Origin of the sequence: Flavobacterium cupriresistens (assembly GCF_020911925.1) — a bacterium.
Taxonomy (GTDB): domain Bacteria; phylum Bacteroidota; class Bacteroidia; order Flavobacteriales; family Flavobacteriaceae; genus Flavobacterium; species Flavobacterium cupriresistens.
In genome coordinates this window covers 4923229-4945337 of the sequence record NZ_CP087134.1, presented here as the reverse complement: position 1 = coordinate 4945337, position 22109 = coordinate 4923229, and the positions used below count along the sequence as shown (strand labels likewise).

Annotated in this window: 6 protein-coding genes and 1 pseudogene; all 7 read left to right on the top strand. The window is 35.9% G+C overall.

The annotated features are described in order from the left end of the window. Window positions 1-51: 51 nt before the first annotated feature. The 7 genes and pseudogenes from LNP23_RS19530 (at window position 52) to LNP23_RS19500 (ending at window position 21428) form a co-directional block, all read left to right on the top strand. Window positions 52-9879 (top strand): SpvB/TcaC N-terminal domain-containing protein, encoded by a 9828-nt coding sequence (locus LNP23_RS19530; protein WP_230002506.1) that lies wholly within the window; start codon window positions 52-54, stop codon window positions 9877-9879. Then, window positions 9872-10402: a hypothetical protein gene (locus LNP23_RS19525; protein WP_230002505.1), complete on the top strand. Its 531-nt coding sequence runs from the start codon at window positions 9872-9874 to the stop codon at window positions 10400-10402. Before LNP23_RS19530 ends, LNP23_RS19525 begins: the two co-directional genes overlap by 8 nt. 109 nt (window positions 10403-10511) lie before the next feature. Continuing rightward, window positions 10512-10640 (top strand): annotated as a pseudogene (locus tag LNP23_RS19520) (RHS repeat-associated core domain-containing protein); the annotation flags it as partial. After that, window positions 10637-11203 carry a hypothetical protein gene (locus LNP23_RS19515; RefSeq protein ID WP_230002503.1) on the top strand — a complete coding sequence of 189 codons (567 nt, stop codon included), beginning with the start codon at window positions 10637-10639 and terminating at the stop codon, window positions 11201-11203. The pseudogene LNP23_RS19520 and the gene LNP23_RS19515, both read left to right, overlap by 4 nt. A gap of 263 nt (window positions 11204-11466) precedes the next feature. Next, complete coding sequence (locus LNP23_RS19510) at window positions 11467-11772, top strand: hypothetical protein (RefSeq protein ID WP_230002502.1); 306 nt, start codon at window positions 11467-11469, stop codon at window positions 11770-11772. A 65-nt stretch (window positions 11773-11837) separates the two neighbouring features. Further along, a complete protein-coding gene (locus LNP23_RS19505) occupies window positions 11838-12224 on the top strand; it encodes a hypothetical protein (RefSeq protein WP_230002501.1) in 387 nt (128 codons plus the stop codon). A gap of 504 nt (window positions 12225-12728) precedes the next feature. Continuing rightward, on the top strand, window positions 12729-21428 hold the full coding sequence (locus LNP23_RS19500) for a non-ribosomal peptide synthetase (RefSeq protein ID WP_230002500.1): 8700 nt from the start codon (window positions 12729-12731) through the stop codon (window positions 21426-21428). The last annotated feature ends 681 nt before the right edge of the window (window positions 21429-22109 follow it).

The window sequence follows — 22109 nt, the reverse complement described above, 5'->3', positions numbered from 1 at the left end:
ATATTTTATACGAATAAATAAAATAAACGATTGCTCCCAGTCGATTACTATATGAAAAATAAAATTATAATTCTTGTCCTTTTAGTAAGCTCCTTTTTGTTTGCAGTGAATTTTAAGAACTATCCTGTAGTTTCTTCGTTTGCACAAGATCTTTTTGAAAACGAAAACGAAAGTAAAGCTACAGTAACAGATTCAATTGATACAGCTCCAAAAGCAGCTAATAAAATAAAAGTATTTGATGCCGATATCAAAGAAGGTTTTATTGGGGTAAAAGACGAATCGGATACGGATGATGCCTACGACAATGTTTTTCATCTTGCGATAAACGAGATGCCTACTGTTTATGAAAATGCTTATTTGGAGTATGAATTATACGGTTACGATCAGTCGGCTTCGATCTCGAGAAGTTTAAATAATCAGGCGAGTATCGGGGGACAATTTTTGTCTAAGAATACGAGTTGGAGTTTACAATCAGAATTGCTTTCAGAAAAATCTTTGAGACAGGGAGATAACGTAATATTGTTCACCGCTCCCGAAGGAACTTCGAATAATTATAAAGTTAAAAACGTACAAATTGTATATCGTCCATTAAAACTTTCAAGTACGTATACTTTATTAAAATCGGATGATAAATTGTATATCAAAGGGACTAATTTTCCTTCGCATATTAGCAAATTGAGTATTGATTGTATTGCTGTTAATGTCAATCAGCCGGAGTTTGAATTGATTTTGGATCGAAAAGATTTAAATTCGGATCAATATGTTACGGTTTATAAAGAAACCACAACAGGAGTTGGTAGCACTGAAAAATTAAAAATCAATGATTTCTTAAAAGCAGATACTTTCAGACCGCTTGAAAATGCTAAAGAAAGTTTTTCTAAGACCATCGATTTTAAAACGGCTAATACCCTTTCGTATAAAGATTTTTTTGCAGTTTTTCCATTAGGAGCATTAAAATCAGATGTTCAGGTGTCGGTAAGAGGCTTGCGTAAAATTGATATTGCGCCTTTAAACTCCGCAATGGTTAACGTTACGGGAGCAAATGCCGGATTTAGATTATTACCACACGGAACTCTTTTCGAAAAAGCGGTACGTTTATCACTTCCATTTGATAAAAAAGCAATTCCGGAAGGTTATACAGAGAAAGATATCAATGTCTTTTATTTTGATGAAAACAAACGTCTTTGGCAAGAAGTAAGCAAAGATTCGTTAGACATTAAAAGAGGAATTATCACTGCGAAAACAACACATTTCACGGATTTTATTGCCGGAATTATAAAAATGCCCGAATCTCCTGAAACTTCAGGGTATACACCAACAATTATAAAAGATTTAAAAGCAGCAAGTCCGTTGGTTGGAATCCAATCGATCGCACCACCTTCAGCAAACGGAAGAGGAACGATGAGTACTGGTTTTAGTATTGTTTTACCAAGTGGAAGAGGGGGTATGCAGCCTTCGTTTAATTTGCAGTATGATAGTGATGGTGGGCACAGTTGGGCAGGAACGGGTTGGGATGTTTCGGCTCCTGCAGTAAGTATAGAAACTCGTTGGGGGGCACCACGTTATGATGCTCAAAACGAAACAGAAAGTTATGCGATTGCGGGTGAACAGTTAATCCCTAATTCACATAGAGCGACCTGGGTTGGCAGAACAGCAGACAAACAGTTTTATCCAAGAAGAGAAGGCGCTTTCCAGCAGATTATCAGAAAAGGATCTTCGACTAAAGATTATTATTGGGTGGTAAGAGACAAAAGCGGTGTCGCCAGTTATTATGGTGGAAATGCATCCGGTCTGGCAACAAATGCAGTATTGCAGGATGCTTCGGGAAATATTGGTCATTGGGCACTTTGTTTTCAAGTCGATTTAAAAGGAAACTCAGTTAGTTATGAATACGATAAAAAAGACGGAGAGCTGTATCTTAAAAATGTTTATTACACCGGTTTTGGATCAGAAAAAGGAAATTACAGTGTCTCTTTCATTAAAAATAGCGATTTAGGAGAAGTAAACAGACCCGATGTTCAGGTTTCGGCCAGACTTGGTTTTAAACAAACGAACAATCAGTTGTTGCGAAAGATAGAAGTTCGCTATAAAAATCAAATGATTCGCAGTTATGAACTGAATTATAAAGAAGGAGCTTTTAAGAAAACCTTACTGAAATCGGTTGCTGAATACGATTCAGAATCGAAATTATTCTACACGAATACGCTGGATTATTTTGATGATGTACGAGAGACTTCAGGCAAATACAATCCTTTTGGACCCGAGCAGGTATGGAGTGTTCCAAGTGATAATATCAAACAGGGATTCACAGGAATTAAAGACTTTGAAAGCAATCATACTTTAGCCGGAAGTACCAATGGAACTTCAACCGGAATCAATTACAGAATAGGTATAGGACTTCCTACTTTAGGGACTTTTAAATCGAATACGATAGGACCACACGGAGGAAATAGCTGGGGATCATCAGACGTTTCTGTCGTTTTACAAGATTTAGACGGAGATTCATTTCCGGATAAAATTTTTAAGATTGGTAATGATGTTTATTATCGCAAAAACTTATACGGTTCAGGGCAGAATGCTTTTGGAGAGGCGATTCGCATTGAGAATCTGGGGAATTTAGGTTTTACGAAATCAAAAACATTCAGTTGGGGAGTTGACGCGACCGTAGGTTTTGGATCGGCTTCTGTAAATGTCGGTTATGACGAACAGCGCTCGACCAATAAAACCCAAAGTTACTTTATGGACTTTAACGGGGATGGACTGGTAGATTTTGCAGATGGCGGGAAAGTATATTACAACCGTATTATCAATGGTGTACCTCATTTTCTACCCAACAGTTCAGGAACTCCTTCGCCAGTTTCGGGTGATGGAAATCTAATTATAACGACTCCGGATCGTACTCAGGAATTACAGGAATTATTAGATAAAAATCCTTTGCATGATGTGGTAAGAGTATGGCAGGCTCCGGCAACGGGAGAAATTACTGTGACCCAAAGTTTTGCCTTACTAGAAGATCTTTCCGTAGAACGTCAGCAGTATAAAACGCGTGACGGACAGGGGAAAGCAGATGGTGTGCATTTGTATTTTCAAAAAAACAACAATTTGATATGGGATCAGGTTATTGGAGCTGATGATTATGCATTAAAAATAAAACCGGCTACAACTTTGTCTGTTCAAAAAGGAGAACGTTTGTATTTCAGGGTAAGTTCTATAAAGGATGGTAACTATGATAAAGTGGTTTGGGATCCAAAAATTGAATACACCAAAGCAATCGATTATTATAATGAGAGCGGGATTGTAAGAAATAAATTGATTGATGTTACTACTGTTGCAGATGCAAACTTATTGTCTTTAAAAACCTATCAGGCTTCGAAAGACTTTTTTGTAAGTTCATCCAATCCGATAATAGTTCCAAAAGCCGGATTGATTCGTTTTTCAGGGCAATTTAAAAAACCGCTGACATCAGATCACGTTACTTTAAAAGTGGTTAAAACGGTAGTAGGTTCAGTAAACGAGACGGCGTTGTACGAAAAGAGATTTTTAGCTTCAGAAGTTGTTACTTTAGATTTAGCGACACTTAGTTTTGCTATTGCAGAAGACAATGCTTTTGTGCGAATGAGGATTGAGACGGTTACGAATATTGATTTGAAAGCATTGGTGGTTGATCCAACCGTTACGATTCCGGGAGTAGCAGGAACAAGACCCGAAGACAATATTAAAAAGGTAGAGATCTCGCATTCGTTTTATAATAAAATAGATGGAAACTATATTATAACAGGAAAGAAACCTACTATTAACGGTAGATTAAATCTATCTGTAAATCCGGCAGATTACCAGTTAATTGCAGGTCCTGCCGCTTCAAGATACAATGGTAGACTAGTAATTTCTGCCAAACAGGGTACTAATTTAGTGGCTAGAAAAACGTTTAATGTGGTCAATGGAACATTGGTAGAAACGACTTCCGTTTTTGATGGTACCTATGCCTATGTAGAGGCTAAAAAAGACCTTCCAATTGAATTGGAACTCTATGTAAGTGATCCAACTTTAACAGATATTGTCAGAGCTTATCCTAAAAATAATGCGCTACAAATTGCTTATAATATGGTTGATGCGATCACAGATCCATTGCTACCTGTGGTTTGGAATGAAACTACAACTGAATTTTCAATTTACAGTAACCTGCCATCGGAAGCCATTACTTTAGGGTTATTGTACCGAAATTGGGGAAGTTTTATTGTAAATGGAAATCTTGCCGGTACTACAATTGACCAAACGAGATTAAAACCGCAGACCAATAGTGTAGACCCAAACAATTTTCCGGATTTAAACAATCTGAATCCGGATGCGATGCCTCCGGGCTTTGAAAGTTTCAAAGATTATTTTACTCAGTCTACCCAGATTTATTCCGAAAATATAGTATTTGGTGCAGAAAAAGCATCTTTTATTCAAAATGAATTTATTGGAAGTTCCCGTTTAGGAGAAGACGATATAGCGGAGTATGTCGATTTTTCGTTGCCTCCAAACAATTTAGCAGGAGGAGCGACAGCAGCATTTGATATGATTACCGAAAGCAAAAGTAAAAGTTTTGCTGCCGGTGCCAGTGCGGGCCCTGTTGGTGGAGGTTTGAGTACTTCTAAAGGAGATTCTTATGTGGTGCAGACCATGAGTGATTTTAACGGTGATGGTTTCCCCGATTATATCAGGGACGGTCAGGTGCAGTTTACCTCGCCTACAGGAGGACTTACTGGCAATAAAGCTGCGATAGGTGATTTTAGCCACTCCGAAAATACAGCTCAGGGAGGCAGTTTGTCCGGTAGTTATAGCCATGGTTCACCTGCAAATTCACTACAGTTAAGTGTCAGTAAAGCAGCCGTTACAAAAAATTACATGCAAACAGGAGCCTCCGGAGATGCCGAAAAAGGAGGTAAATCCGTTTCCTTAGGTGGAAATATAGGAAAAGGAGAAGACCATTCCGAGCAGGTATTTTCAGATGTAAACGGTGATGGACTGGCTGATAAAATCATAGCTGACGGAAGAGTGTCTTTAAACACCGGATACGGCTTTTTACCTGAAGAAAATTGGACGAATCTTAATTTTATCAATAAAGGAAAGTCAAAGGATTTTAGTGCCAATTTAGGATATAGCATCTATAATGGTTCCTTCTCCGGTGGTTTGAATTATGGAAGTTCTGTTTCTGACGGGACAAATACCTTTATGGATGTGAACTCAGACGGATTAGCAGATAAAATTACCTATCGTGACAATGATGTTTTGGTTGAATTGAATATGGGTAATTATTTTGGTACCCCTATTACTTATCCAAAATATTCGGCGATGTCAAGAAATAAATCCGTTAGTTACGGAGCCAGTATTGGTGTTTCTTATGACATTCCGTTGGTTCCACCAATTATTGTTATGAAATTAACACCAAGTATCGGTGGTAGTTTTGGGGCCAGTACATCTCGTTCCGAAGCTTCATTTTCTGATGTCGATGGGGATGGAAACATAGATTACATCGTGTCAAAAGATCAGAATAATTTAATTGTACGTCTTTCAAACATAAAAAGAACCAACAAATTAAAAAGCGTTACCAACGCAGCCGGAAATAGCTATGTGGTCGAATATGAGTTATTAAAGCCAACATATGAAAATCCTGCGTCTAAATGGGTTTTACAATCCGTTGATGTTTTTGACGGACATATTGGTGATGGTATTGATCATTCTATTGCGAAATTCAGATACGAAGACGGTTACCATGATCGTCGTGAAAGAGAGTTTTATGGTTTTGCAAAGGTGTTTGAAGAACAAATTGACGCTGCTGATAATTCAGTATTTTTAACTACGGTACAAGAATTTTATAACCAGGATTATTTTAGGAAGAATCTATTAAAGCACAGTTATACGTTAGATAAAAACAACAAAATGCGTCAGGAATCAGAAAACGAATATAGTTTTATTGATGTGGCTACGCAGGCAAGTGTTTCGGTTTCTGATTTGAATTTACCGCTATGTGATGCCAAACGTATTTTTGTAGGACTGATACATACGAATCAAAAAATGTATGAAGGAGGTAGTGAGTATTTAGAAACTAATATTTTTAATACGTATGACGCAAATGGAAATATTACTCAGTATGAAGATTTAGGAAATGGTAGTGCAGATGATAAAGTAACCGCCAAAATTAGCTATTATGAAAGCACGACACCTTATTTTGGAGGAATTGCAAAACAGTTAGAAGTTTTTACGACTGAAGGGCTACGTCGTAAAAGAGCTACTAGTATCAACACTAAAACTGCGGAGGTTATTCAGATTAAAAGTTACAGTGCTGCTGATAAAATTGCAATTACTGATATTAGTTATGATACCTACGGAAATTTGCAAAAAATAACAGGGCCAGCCAATCATAAAGGACAACGTATGGCATTAGATTATGTGTTTGATGCCGAGAACCATCAATACATGACCGAGATCAAAGATGCATTCGGTTACCGAAACAAAGTGGAATTTGATTATCGTTTCGGTGCTCCATTGAAAACGACTGACCGTAATGATCAAAGTATGATTTATACGCTGGACAGTAAAGGTCGTCCGACCACTATAAAAGCACCTTATGAAATTGCTTCGGGTAAACCCTATACAATTGCTTACGAATATTTCCCTGAAGCAAAAGTACCTTATGCAAAAACTAAAAATTATGATCCCGAATTAGACAAGGACATCGAGACCTATACTTATACGGACGGATTAGGAAGAGCTTTACAAGTAAAAAAAACAGCCAGTTTATTTACGCAGGCCGGAAGTCCGGATCAGGAAGCACAGATTGTAACCGGAAAAAATATTTATGATGGTCTAGGTCGATCTATAATTAGTTATTATCCAACGACGACGACAACAATCGATGCAACTTTGAGTACAGCACTATCAAGCGTAATGCCAACTAAAATGGAGTATGATGAGGTAGGACGTGCTATAAAAGTCACATTACCAGACGGAAGTACCAACACGACCACTTTTGGAATAGAAAACTATAATGGACTACCAGTATTACGTACTACACAAACAGACGCTTTAAATAAAATAAATCAAACTTACACAGATGTTACCGGACAGAATATAGCCAGTATGCAAAATGATTTGGTAACGAAATTTGAAACCAATGCTTTGGGAGAAATGATTAAAGTGACTGATCCAATGGATCATATAACTAAAAGTAGTTATGACTGGTTAGGAAGACGTGTTGAATTCGTACATCCAGATACGGGGACTACAACTATGCAATATGATTTGGCTGGCAATGTGACGAGCCGAATTACACAGGATATAAAAAATACAGTCCCAAATGGAGGGGCAATAGAATATGTTTACAATTTTAACCGATTAGAAAGTATAAAATATCCTAAAAATCCACAAAACAACGTACAGTATAATTATGGAAAAGCCGACGGAACGGCTTCTCGTCGAGGAAGATTATGGTTCGTACAAGATGCAAGTGGAGGTCAGGAATTTTTCTATGGTAAACTAGGCGAAGTAGAAAAAGAAATTCGTACGCTGCGTATTACCCCAACCGATGTACAAACTTATATTTTGCAGTTTGAGTATGATACTTGGAACCGTATACAAAAGATGAGTTATCCTGATGGCGAAGTAGTTGAATATACTTATAATCGTGCCGGAAACCTACAAAGTATGAAAGGTAAGAAAGAAAGTCATACCTATGAGTACATCAAACAATTGGCGTATGACGAATTCGAACAACGTAAATATTTAAAATACGGTAACGATACCGAAACCAATTATACGTATGATCCGGTAATGAGAAGATTACAACAGTTGCAGGTGAAAAGTGCTTCAAGACAAGTAATGAATAATTCGTACGGTTATGATCTAGTTGGAAACGTATTGAATATAAAAAATACGGCACCAATCGTGAACAATACATTAGGGGGAACGTCTTCTCATGACTATCAGTATGATGATTACTACCGATTAAAATCAGCAAAAGCAACTTATCAGGGCGAGTTTACGAAGGCCAATTATGAGTTAAACATGAGCTATAACAAAATGCATAATATCACCAAAAAAGATTTGGTGCATACTGTAAACAATGAGCAAAAAGGATATGTTTTAGATTACAATTACGATAACGAGTTACATCCTAATGCACCAAATAAAATTGTCGAGTCAGGAAAATCAGAAGCACGCCAGTATGTTTACGATGGCAACGGAAACCCAACCAGTTATAGCGAAGAAAAGAGCTTCAGAAAAATGACATGGGATGAAGAAAATCGTTTAATGGGAATCAATGACAATGGACGAATTCATCAATATACCTACGATGCCGCTGGTGAGCGAATAATAAAAAGTTCGGGTGATTCGCAGAATGTAGCCGTAAATGGACAGACCGCTGCAACAATAGTACATACCGATAACTACACAGGATATGTAAGTCCCTATTTTGTAATAAGCAAAGGAAAATTTACGAAACATTATTTTGAAGGAGCAGGACGAATCGTGAGTAAGCTGGGGAATGGTACATTCGCGCAACCATTAGGTATAACAGCCGGAGGTGTAAATTATGCTAAACTAACCGCTGAGCAACAAAAAGCGATGGATAATTATGTAAAAAGCTTAGGTGTTCCTCCCGGACCTCCAACGCAACATGGAATTTATGCAACGCCTGAGTTTACAGGAGATCCATATCCAAGTCAAGTGTTGAAACCAGTAGAAGAAAATCAGGAACCACCGGAAGGCTGGCCAAGAAATCCTGTTTTTAATGCACCGGGAGATGTACCGGGACCACCCGTACAATTTGGCCCCCCGATAGAACCAACAACCGTTAAAGCGGGAGAAGGTTTTACCGGAATCGGTTTACCGGAGAATGATATTTTTTATTTTCATCCGGATCATTTGGGGAGTACTTCGTATATTACCACAAAAAATGGTTCTATATCACAGCATATAGAGTATATTGCTTTTGGTGAGATTTTGTTTGAAGAACATTCATCATCTTTTTCTTCTCCTTATTTGTTTAATGGGAAGGAATTGGATAGGGAGACAAATCTTAGCTATTATGGAGCTAGGTATTTGGATATGAAGACTTCACTTTGGCTAAATGTGGATCCGTTGGTGGAGAAATATCCAAATGTAGGGGCTTATGTTTATTGTTTGAATAATCCCGTTGTTTTAGTTGATCCTGATGGTAAAGACCCTATTACAGGCATAATTGATGCAGTGTCAAGTTTTGCATTAGATGTTGGTATGGATTACTTTGGAGGTATGTTAATTGAAGGTAAATCATCTCAAGAGGCATATGATGATATTGGTTGGGCTTCTGCGACATGGGGTGCTGTAGGTTCATATGCTATATCATCTGTTACTCCAACGGGAACAGCTACTGCTATTAAAATCAAAAAATTTGCTAACTCAAGAGCAGGTAAAATGATAATAGGCACAGTATCTAAAATGACTACAAAAATTATTGATAATTACAGTAAAGGAAAATATGACACAGATGGTCACTTTGATATGGATAAATTGTTAGAAGGTGATGATGGCCTAATGAGTATATTTTTAGAATCTTCAATCGAAACTTTGGTTGAGCAAGGTTTTGGAAATAAGGCAGAAGAAATATTATCTAATTTAAAAACTGAAAATAAATCCTTAATAAAAAAGTTTAGTAAATTAATTAATAAAATAAACAATGGAGAATCGTCAGGGAGAATTAGTAGATATGCTGAAAAAGTCAAAAGAGATGCGTCTAAGGCCTTAAAAAGTACAGGCAAACTTTTAAAACAAAAGACAAGCGATGCTGTCGCAAAAGGGACTATTTCAAAAAAAGCGAATCAAATAAGAAAAGAAAAACAGAAAAAAGATGATTAATAAAATTTTAAAAAGTAAATGGATTTATTTCCTTTTGGCATTGGGTATAGTTTTATATTTAAAAGATAATCAATTAATATTAAACCCTCCAAAATATATATTTTGGATATTGTTTTCTATGTCTTTTTTAATATTATTTGTATTGGAAATTAAGAGTGAAGCGAAGTCTAAGAAAACGATATTGGACTATTTTCTTGTTGTAATTACGGTCGGTTTTTTTTCAATTTTATTGGCAGTAATTCTTAAAATTCCGATAAATCAATATATCATCTATAAAACGGATAATGAAATTTTCACAGAAAAATGTGAAGTATCAAATTATATTTCTGGTAGGACAGATAGATTACTTTTTTATTTTAACAAAAATAAATACAGTATAGGATTTCAAAATTCTAACCACTTAAAGAGAGAAGATATTATTGACAATTATTTATTAAAAATAAATTATAAAAAATCTATTTTAGATACTTATGTAGTAGAGGATTATGTTTTGATTAAAAAAAGTGGCAGTTTATCAGATTAAGTATCTTTACAACCGTTAAAGAGGGCGAAGGTTTTACCGGAATTGATTTGCCGGAGAATGATATTTTTTATTTTCACACGGATTATTTGAGGAACATTCATCATCTTTTTCTTCTTCTTATTTGTTTAATGGGAAAGAGTTGGATAGGGAGACAAATCTGAGTTATTATGGTTCGAGATATTATGATTCCAAAGCGAGTCTTTGGCTTAATATTGATCCTAAAATGCAGAATAAATGAAACGTAAAGATGTAAAAAAAAGTAATAAATTAAGTGCTATAGATTGGATGAAACTAATAGGGTTTGTATTGGTTTATTTTTTATTTATAAAATCAAAAGATATTATTTTAAATTTTCCTTATTGGCTAATGTTTACTGTATTTACAATTGTGTTAGTTATTTGTACTATTCTGCAATTTCGAAAAATACAAGAAGATTATGTTAGGATTGAAAAAAAAGACAAATTTTTGTTTTTAGGAATAAACATACTTAAAATAGCGGTAATTGCTTACTTTGTTTCTGGAGTAATTCTAATTCCATTCAATTATTATACTATTTACAGTTCGAAAAAAAATACTATAAGCCTGGAAAAATGTGAAATAACGGGTATTTCTACTTATTCAAAGAATAGAACTATATTTTATAAATTTAGAGGTAGAACTAATGTTTTATACGGTTTTAAACCGATAATGGAAATCATTAAAGATCAAGGTAAATTTAAGAAATATTATCTTGTACTAGAGGGTAAGGAGGGCATTTGCGATACTTACATCCTTGAGGGTTGGAATATCATACAAAAGTAATCTCGAGAAGGAAGTCGTTTGACAGAATATAGTCTCTCGCTGACGCGAACGTCCCGATCGTGAACATAAAAATCTCTTGTTCTAAATAGGTTTATTTGGGAAGGCTGGCTTGGAAATGCTGTTTTTAATGCACTGGCAGATGTAGCCGGACATTCTGATCATTTGGGAAGCACTTCTTGTATTACATCCTGTTAATGATGCAAAAGACAAAACAAATGAATAATAAGAAAAAGAACAGTTTTTTAGTAAAACTAAAAAAGAGGATGTATTTACTAATTGCATTAAGTCCAATTCTTTACTTGTGCTTTAGTATATTTAAATGGCCCGTTTATAATTCTTTATTGGATAAGTATGCCGTTGTAAAAGAGGCAACAATTATTAATGAAAAAAACATTCAAGGTAAGGGAGTCATAACTCAGATGTTTACCTATTCATATGCGTTTTCTGCGAATGGGAAATTATATAACGGAGATTCCAAAAAGAGAGGCTATAAAATCGGTAATAAAATTGAGGTAGAGTATTTGGAATCTTTTCCAAGTATTAACAGACCCAAACAAATAAAAGAATAAGTTTTTTAATTAAGGTTTTTGGGTATCTCTTTATTGGGAATCCTTTGTTTTATTAAACTTTTAGGATGAAAATAAAAGATAAAATGAATACTTATACTAATGATAAAAAAACACCAACCAAGCCAACCACCAAAGAGTACTTTAAATTAGCAGGTGTATTACTTGGTATTATAGCTTTTTTTGTATGGCTTTGTATTTATCTTATTGATGAAAAAACGGATGAAATTCAATATGTTAAAGAGGATTATACCACTTCAAAAGGAATAATTACTAAAATGTCTTTGTATAAAGGAAAAGCAGTGAGGATTAAATACGTTGTCAATGGAAAAGTATATGAGGAATCTGATGGAATGGGGAAAAAATTAAATAAAGAAGAAGGAGATTCAATAGCCATCAAATATTCCAATAAAAAACCGGAATTAATGGTTAGTGAATACAATTGGGATTATTAAAAAATCTCCCGTGTTTTGTAAATATGATTTTCAGTAGGAACGAGCACTGAAAATAAAAAAAAATAAGAATAATCGTAAGGATAAGTAAAAGGTACAGCAAAATATTTGACTGTACCTTTTTTATTTTTGGAGTTTAAGAAAAATGAATATTCAGCTTAAAAACCGTTTGACCGCAAAGAATGTGAGCAGACTTGAAAGCTTCGCTTGGCAAAACAGATCAAAGTTTAGGTGTTTGTGAATCCCTTTATTAGTTGTTTTTCTGTTGCGAATAGCTGCCCGTAATTTTTATACCGAAAGTCCGTAATTTTTAGTGGAGTGTAGCTTTTATTTTCGCTTAGGGTCAATTATGCGATCTGCGTTGTGACCTGAATTGCAAGAACATAAAAGTAGATTACAGGCTTCAGATCATTTGTTATATAGCTTCTTGGTAACAAAAGACAACAGTGATTAGCCTAGTTAACTCCTTGTTAAATAAACTAATGGTATAAAAGAATTACACTAAAAATGGATCACATTAATCACAAAATTGGTAAAGACTATTGGAATAAAAAAATCAGTAAACTTACTTATTCTAAAGAAAATTTTCCGGAAAACTCTTCAACAGATTTTAGTACCGTTTCGGCTTCTGAACTTTCTTACTTCTATAAATTAACGGCTGAAAATACTATTGTAGAATTTACAGTGTTGATCGCCCTTTATAATATGTTGCTTCAAAGGTATTTTGAAGAGTCTAATTTTGTGTCCTCTAACATGTTTTTGAATGCTGAAAAAGCAGTGTCATTTTATGTATTTCAAGCCATAGCTCAAAAAACGGTAAAGGAATTTATACAGGAAGCAAAAGAAGAAGTTCAAGACGTTTATAAACATACAAACTATTACGAAGAGCATAGTATTGCCATGACATCGAATGTAAATGCTATTCCTTTTCAGTTTAATTATGGAGCAGAAAAAGAACAGCAAATATTGTACTGCGGCTGGTCCTTTCAAATCGAAAAACTGGAAAATAAAGATTTTAGAATGGCATTACATCATTCGGATAAATTTGTGGAAAGTGCTCTCGCCGGACATTTTTTAGCAAATTTTAAAAACCTATTAGCAGGATTAGAAGGCAATATTACTACTTCAATTTCTAAGCTGCCTTTAGTTTTGAATGAAGAAAAAGAATTGCTGTTGCATACTTTTAATGCGACAAAAAGGAACTATGATACGACTCTGTCATTAGCTGAAATAGTAGAAAAACAAGTACAGAAAACACCGCAGCATATTGCCGTTGTTTGTAAAGAAACCGTACTTACCTATGAGTCGCTTAATGAGCAGGCCAATCAGGTTTCGGATTGGCTGATTAAGGAGTATGCTATTGCAGCAGGTGATTTTGTCGGGGTTAAAATGGAGAGAAGCGAAAAACTACTGATAACTCTATTAGCGGTTCTAAAGGCGGGGGCTACCTACGTACCCGTAGATGTCAATTATCCGGAGGAAAGAATTGCCTTCATTGAAAAAGACAGTAATTGCAAGCTCGTTGTTGATGCTGTTCTTTATAATGATTTTGAGAAGAAACAGAACAACTACTCCAAAGAAAATCAGTCTGCGAACCGAAAATCAGCGGAGTTGGCGTACATTATATACACTTCGGGAACTACCGGAAACCCTAAAGGCGTGATGATCACACATCAAAATGCTGTAGCCTTGATTGATTGGGCACAAAGAGAGTTTGACACAGATAGTTTTGATGTAGTGTATGCCGCCACATCACATTGTTTTGATCTTTCCGTTTATGAGATGTTTTACACACTTTCTGTTGGAAAAAAAATCAAAATACTAAATAATGCTTTAGAGATTGGCGCAGAATTGGCCAAGGATCAGAAGATTTTATTAAATACAGTACCTTCAAGTATTCGAAAGGTTTTAGAGGAAGGTTTTAGCCTCAAAAACGTGAGTGTAATTAATCTTGCGGGAGAACCCTTTCCGGTAGATATTGCAAAAAAGTTGTTGCTAACGAATGCCGAAATAAGAAACTTATACGGCCCTTCGGAAGATACAACTTATAGCACTTGTTACAAGTTATCTTCAGAAAAAAACTACACGACCATTCCTATTGGTAAACCCATTAGCAATACACAAGCTTATATTTTAGATGAAGCTTTACAACTGGTACCGGCTGGTATTGTTGGAAAATTATATCTTTCGGGAGACGGTGTGACAAAAGGCTACCTCAATCAACCCGAACTAACTTCGGCCAAATTTATAGAAAATCCTTTTGAGGAAGGGGTCAAGATGTACGATACCGGTGATTTGGCAAAATGGGGGCCTGACGGGAATCTGATTTTCTTGGGAAGAAAAGACCATCAAATAAAACTCAGAGGGTATCGTATTGAACTTGGTGAAATTGAGAACGCCATTTCTTCGTTTTCAGAAAACATACTGCAAGCCGTTGTGGCGGTTAAAGAGCGTAAAGGGGAAGATGTTTTAGTAGGCTATTATGTAGAAAACGAGTTTATCGATAAAACAGTTTTAAGGGGACATTTAGAAAAACTCCTCCCGGGATATATGATTCCTGCTTATTTTATTAAACTAGAGACAATTCCGTTGACTCCAAATGGTAAAGTAGATAAAAAAGCGCTTTCAGAAATTACGGAAACGGCAATCGTAAAAAGAGAATATGTAGCTGCGGCTGATGTTCTTGAAAAAACACTAGTTGAGATTTGGGAACAAGCCTTAGGAGTAACGCCTATTGGTATGAACGATCATTTTTTTGAAATGGGAGGCCATAGTTTAATGATTTCGCAAATTATTAATGCCATCTACAAAAAACTGGAGAAGAGTGTTCCGTATAAACTGTTTTATACCAATCCAACCCTCTCCGAGTTAAAAAAAGTATTAAAAAATAAAGAATATTTGCCAATTCCTTTGGCTGCTTTTTCAGAATCCTATCCATTGACACATTCACAAAACCGATTGTGGTTGTTAAGTCAACTCGACGGTGGGAATGATGCCTATGAGATTTCAGGAGCGGTGGTGCTAAAAGGAGCTGTTAACCAAGATAAATTTATTGAAGCCTTTAATCAAGTTGTAGCGCATCACGAAATTCTGAGGACTTTTTTTATGAAAGATCAAAACGGAGCGGTAAATCAATACATTCTGCCCAAAGAAGAATTTCATTTTGCCATAGACACTAAAGATTTTTCTCATCAGCAATCGCCTTACGATGAGGTAAAGCATTATATTGAAGGAAAAAGTAAAAACTCCTATGATCTGACGAAAACTCCTTTATTCAGTGCTTCTTTATTGAAAACTACACCGGATAATTTTGTGTTTTATTTATCAATGCATCACCTGATAAGCGATGGATGGTCATTGGAAGTATTGACAGCACAGGTTTTAGCCTGTTATGATGCTTTGCATACCGGAGAGGCAATCAAATGGTCTCAGGAAGCTGTTCAATTTAAAGATTATGCCGTATGGTTGTTGGAGGAACAGAAAAAAGAAAGCTATCAGACCGCCCGATCGTATTGGCTTAAACAATTTGAAGACACCGTTCCGGTACTTCAATTACCGGTTTATGCGAACCGTCCGGCAGTAAAAACGTATGGAGGAAGTCAGTTGTATCATGTTTTAACGGCAGAAGTACTTACTGAGCTAAAAAACCTTTCCAAAAATTATCAGGTAACGCTATTTACAGTGTTAATGGCGGGTATAAAAGCAGTATTATCCCGATATAGCAATCAAGACGACATTATCATCGGAACGCCAATAGCAGGGCGGGAGCATCCTGATTTAGAAGATCAAATTGGGTTGTTTACCAATACGCTGGCCATACGAAATTCGATAAATCAAAACGAAGGATTTTCGACCTTACTTCAAAGAGAAGGAAAACTACTTTTGGAAGCTTATGAGCATCAGAATTTTCCATTTGATGCCTTGGTTGAAGAATTAAAAATAGCAAGAGACACTACAAGATCCCCTTTGTTTGATGTGATGGTCGTACTGCAAAACCAACAGCAATTAGCTAACTTTAAGCACTCCGATTCTTCTACGGTAACGATCGAAGAGTTCGAAATTAACAGAGCAATTGCCCCTTTTGATATTGTATTTACTTTTACAGAAAAAGAGGAACTTACTTTAGAAATACTATACAATACAGACCTTTATACAGAGAATTTCATCAAAGGATTGTCGCAACATTTGGAGAATTTGTTTGTTCAGGTGATAAAGAGCCCCGAAATGGTAGTGGGAGAAATAGATTTGGTTTCCGAAAATGAAAAAGAAACTTTACTACAGGTATTCAACGATACTGATGCCACTTTTGATACGGAGAAAACCATAATCCATTTGTTTTTAGAGCAAGTAGAAAAAACGCCGGATCATATCGCTGTCCGATCAGAAAATCAGTCTTTGAGTTATGCCGAACTGGATAAAAGATCGAATAAATTGGCGAATTACCTGATTGAGAACTATCAAATTGTTCCGCATGATCTGGTAGCAGTTTTATTAGAAAGAAACGAACACTTAGTGGTTTCCTTGTTGGCCATACTAAAAACTGGTGCTGCATATGTGCCTATAGACAAGAATTATCCCGAGAACAGAATTAAAGATATTATAGATGATGTTGCGGGCAAAGTAGTGATAGACACTGCTTTTTTTGATGTTTTTTATAATGAAAAACAATTGTCCGACGTTCAACCCGATGTAAAAACTGAAAGTACAGACTTGGCCTATGTAATTTATACTTCGGGATCTACCGGAAAACCAAAAGGCGTGATGATTGCACATCAGGGATTGGTTAATCTGTGTTTTTGGCACAAAGAAGTCTATACCGTTACAGCATCCAGTAAAGGGACTTTGTTTTCCGGAGTTGCCTTTGATGCATCGGTTTGGGAAATCTATCCGTATCTGCTATCAGGTGCCACACTTTACCCTATTGAAAACGAAGAAGTACGTCTGCAAACCAAATTGTTGACTTCTTTTTTGAAAGAAAACGAGATTACTCATGCGTATTTGCCTTCAAAAATATGTCAGGATATCATGGCAGATAACAGTTTGGCCGTATCGACTACGATACTTACAGGAGGAGAGAGTTTAAATTATGCAGTGGATACTTCTTTACAAGTATATAATAATTACGGACCAACAGAAAACACGGTCGTAACAACCTATTACGATTGTAAAGAAAGCACAAAAGAAAAAGTATCGATCGGAAAACCTATCGCAAATACAAAGGTTTACATACTGTCTGAAAATTTAAAATTGCAGCCAATTGGCGTTATCGGAGAATTGTGTATTTCAGGAATCGGACTTTCAAAAGGGTATTTGCATCAACCGGAGCTTACGGCTGAAAAATTTATTCAAAACCCATTTGCAGCAACAGAAAAATTATACAAAACGGGAGATTTAGCCCGATGGTTGCCCGATGGAAATCTTGAATTTATAGAGAGAAAAGACAATCAGGTAAAAATACGAGGCAACAGGGTTGAATTGGCAGAAATAGAACATGTGATCAGAAGCTATGAACCTGCAATTTCTACTGCCCTGGTTCTGGCCAAAGAAATCAACAATGAACAGACCATTATAGCGTATTATACCGCAACGGTGGCTATAGACAGAAAAGCACTTAGAGCCTATTTAAAAGAACAGTTAGCCGATTATATGGTGCCGGCGTATTATATTGCATTAGAAACAGTGCCCTTAAATGCAAACGGAAAAATTGACCTTGCCAAGCTGCCTGCAATCACCGAAGCCGATGTTCTGAAAAAAGAATACGTGGCACCGGTTAACGAAACCGAGGTAAAAATTGCCGTAATCTGGCAAGAACTTTTAGGACATGAAATCATAGGAAGCACCGACGATTTTTTTGAACTTGGAGGACATAGTTTACTCCTAACAAAATTAGTAAGCGAATATCAAAAGACATTCAAAATAGCGATTCCGCTAAAAACGCTTTATGCCAATACCAGTCTGAGAAGCCATGCCGCTCTTTTAAATGAGTTAGCTCCAGACGTATATGAGATTGATAAATTGCCTTCTCAGGAATATTATGAATTGTCTCCATCGCAAATGCGCTATTGGTTGCTTTATAAAATCAAAGGAAAATCAAGAGAGTTTAATATATACAGTACACTGCAATTACCGGATAACTTTGATCTAACCGCTTTTAAAACCGCTTTTGATCTTCTTTTAGAACGTCATGAGATTTTAAGAAGTGTATTTGTAGAAGAGGCCGGAATTCCAAAACAAAAAATCCGATCGCATTTATCAGTAGAAATCCAGTGCTTCGAATCGGAATTGGATGCTAAAAAAGAGGTATTCGAACAGGAATTTGATCTCGAAGCAGATGTTTTGTTTAAAGTCGCTATTTTAAAAGAAGGCCAGGCTCACCGTTTGTATTTTAACATCCATCATAGTATAAGCGACGGCTGGTCTATGGGAATTATATCCAGAGATTTAATGGATATTTATACGGCCACCATACTCGGCAAACCTGCTGAACTTCCCGAATTGGCTATACAATATAAAGAATATGCCCATTGGCAAAATAAGGTATTGCAGTCGTCGGATGTTAGTGTTTCAGAAAAGTACTGGAAAGAACAGTTTGCCGGACAATTATCGTATTTGCAATTGCCAACAGACTACACGGCAAAAGTAAAAACGAACTACGGAACCTCTTCTTCTTATACCGTTTACATTTCAGAAGAACAGAAGAAAAAAATAGAAAAACTATCGGGAGAAAAAAAGACCAGTGTTTTCGCAATTTTTGTGGCTACGCTAAAGATCCTATTGTTCAGACTCACTTCCGAAGAAGATATTACACTTGGGATTCCGGTGGCCAACCGAAATCATTACCAATTAAAAGAGGTAGTGGGTTGTTTTATAAATACGCTCATGCTGCGGGATAAAATAAATGATAGTGAGTCTTTTGAAACCTGGTTGCAACGCGTTAATGAAACTTTAATAAACGCTCTGGCACATCAGAACTATCCTTTTGAACAGTTATTGGAGCTCATAGAGGCACCCCAAAATGACAATGGTTTTCCGCTAAGTCCCGTGTTTTTGAATATGGTTGATTTTGATACAAAACCGTTGGAAAGGATAGCCGATTTTAGTCCAAATCACGAACTATTGGAAGCAACTCCAAAGTTTGATATGGAATGTTACATAAAAAGCTTTACAAACGGATATAGTATCAACTGCGTATACGATCAGGAACTCTTTAAAAAAGAAACCATAACGTATTGGATAGACGCCTATTTGTCAATCATAGATCAGGTGGTGGTCGATGACAAAAAAGCAGTACAGGACATACAAATATTTGAAGACTATATTTTTGAGGAAGACGATTTAAAACCGACCAATGATTTTGACTATTTTGAAGCGAGTGAAATTGAACAAAGTATCACACAGCGATTTGAAAAACAGGTAGCCAAATTTCCCGATCATTCCGCTGTATTTGCGAATCAAACAGTACTTACTTACAAAACGCTGAATAATTGCGCCAATTATTTGGCATTAGAAATCAATAAAAAAGCCAATCCGCAGACACGACGAGTAGCCTTGCTTTTAAACCATAATGAAACCTGCGTAATAGGAATGTTGGGAGTGCTCAAAGCAGGCTATGCCTATGTGCCCATAGATGCGAACAGTCCTTTGAGCAGAATTCAGTACCTTATTGAAGATTCAGGTTGTACGCTTTTGGTCTGTAATGCAACCACTATAGAGAAAGCCCGACAGTTGGAGCAGGAAGTACCAGAGTTAGCTATTATAACGATATCTGAAAATTATACTCTTCCCGAAATTTCAAATCCAAATAACAGTATAAGTGCTTCAGCAGAGGCTTATGTTTTGTACACTTCCGGTTCTACGGGCATGCCAAAAGGAGTTTTACAAAATCAAAGAAATGTACTTCATTTTATCAGAGTATATACCAATAATGTTCGCATTGCCATAAAAGACAACCTAAGTGTTTTCTCTACTTATACTTTCGATGCTTCTGTAAAAGATATTTATGGTGCGATTTTAAACGGCGCTACCGTGAGTATTTACGATATTGTTGAAAATGGTCTTGACCCGCTTTCAGACTGGTTATTTACGCAGAATATCACAATTATACATATGGTACCCACGATCTACAGGAATTTTTTAAAAGGACTGGAAGAGGACAAAGTCTTACCAACAGTGCGATTAATAGATTTGGGAGGAGAATCATGTCATAAGCCCGATTTGGATTTATTTAAAAAACATTTCCTTGAAGGTGCTTTTTTAGTAAACGATTATGGGCCGACGGAATCTACTATTGTGGCTCAAAAATTCTTAAAACATGCCTCAAAATTAACGAGAAGTAATGTGCCTCTGGGCAAATCGGTTGAGGAAACGGAGCTCTTTTTATTGGGAGAAAACAACCAGCGAAGAGGAGTTTATCAAACGGGAGAAATTGTTTTCAAAAGCGACTTCCTTTCATTGGGCTACCTAAACAGAGAGGAATTAACTGCGCAGGTTTTTACAACAGACCCCGCTACAGGAGAAGGTAGAATTTATAAATCAGGTGATATCGGAAAGATGCTCCCTACCGGTGAAATTGAGTTTTTGCAACGCAAAGATTCTCAGGTAAAAATCAACGGATTTCGCATAGAGCTGTCTGAAATAGAATATCAATTAGAACAAATTGAGTGGATAAAAGAGGCCGTGGTTTTACTTAAAGAATTAAATGGAAATAACCACATAACGGCCTATATAAAGGTAACCGAAGCTTTAGAAGTAACAAAAATTAAAATGCTTTTAGGACAAATATTACCTAAATATATGATTCCGACGATCTATATAACCATGGAAGAATTTCCATTAACGAGAACCGGAAAAATAGAACGAAAAGCATTGCCAAACCCTGAGGTATCGGATTTAAAAACCGTTCCTTATGTAGCGCCGAAAAATGACATAGAAAAAACCTTGGTCACGATTTGGGCTGAGGTGCTGAAAATTGATGCGGCAATTATAGGAACCGAAGATAATTTCTTCGAATTAGGAGGCAATAGTTTACAAGCCGTTGTTTTAATCAATAAAATAAATAAGACCTATAATACAGTATTTTCAATCGCTAATCTTTACGAAACTTTAAACATTCGGGATTTATCTGCTTTGTTGCACTTTTCGATACTTCAGAATAATGAAGATGATACGGTCTTGCAGGAATTGGATCAGGACGAAATTATTTTGTAAACTCGTCAATAAAAAATAGTCAAAATTTGAGTAGCCGTTGGTTTTAACCAGCGGCTATTTGCGTTTGAGTCAGGAAGCTTTAAAAAAAACTTGTGAGTAAAGTTTTGGCTAAAGCTTCGTATTAAAAAATACATACTAACCTGATTTTGATTATTAAGTTGTTGATTTTTTACTATCGAGGTTTTCCTGCAAGGTCTTTTTTTGACCTTGTAGGCATTCTAATTTATGCTTTACACCTAACAGGGTCAAAAAAAGGCCTTGCAGGAAATAGAATAATTTATAAAATACAATATGGATTGAACGTACTGCGTGTTTTGTAAGTTTTTTCTAAGGTAAAAATTCAGTGTTTTGGATGTTTTACAAAAGAATCAATTTTTTTTAGTTAAAATTAACACGCTTATTTGTTTGATTCTTAATGTTTTAGGGGCTTCACTGAAAAGACCGTAAATTAGATATCAAAAGTCCGTAATTTTTATTATTTGGTTACTGATATTTTTGATTAAAGTATTTTATGTGTAGATACTAGAAGGGATTTTTATATGGCACATAACTGTAAATGAGGATGGTAAATGTGTGTTTTTTTTTGAAAATTAGATTTTTTGCATCTCGTGCAGTTTACAAAGATTGGCGTTTTTATATCCGTTAAAGCTTGTGTTGAGAAAAAGCTTGCGAAGTATTAAG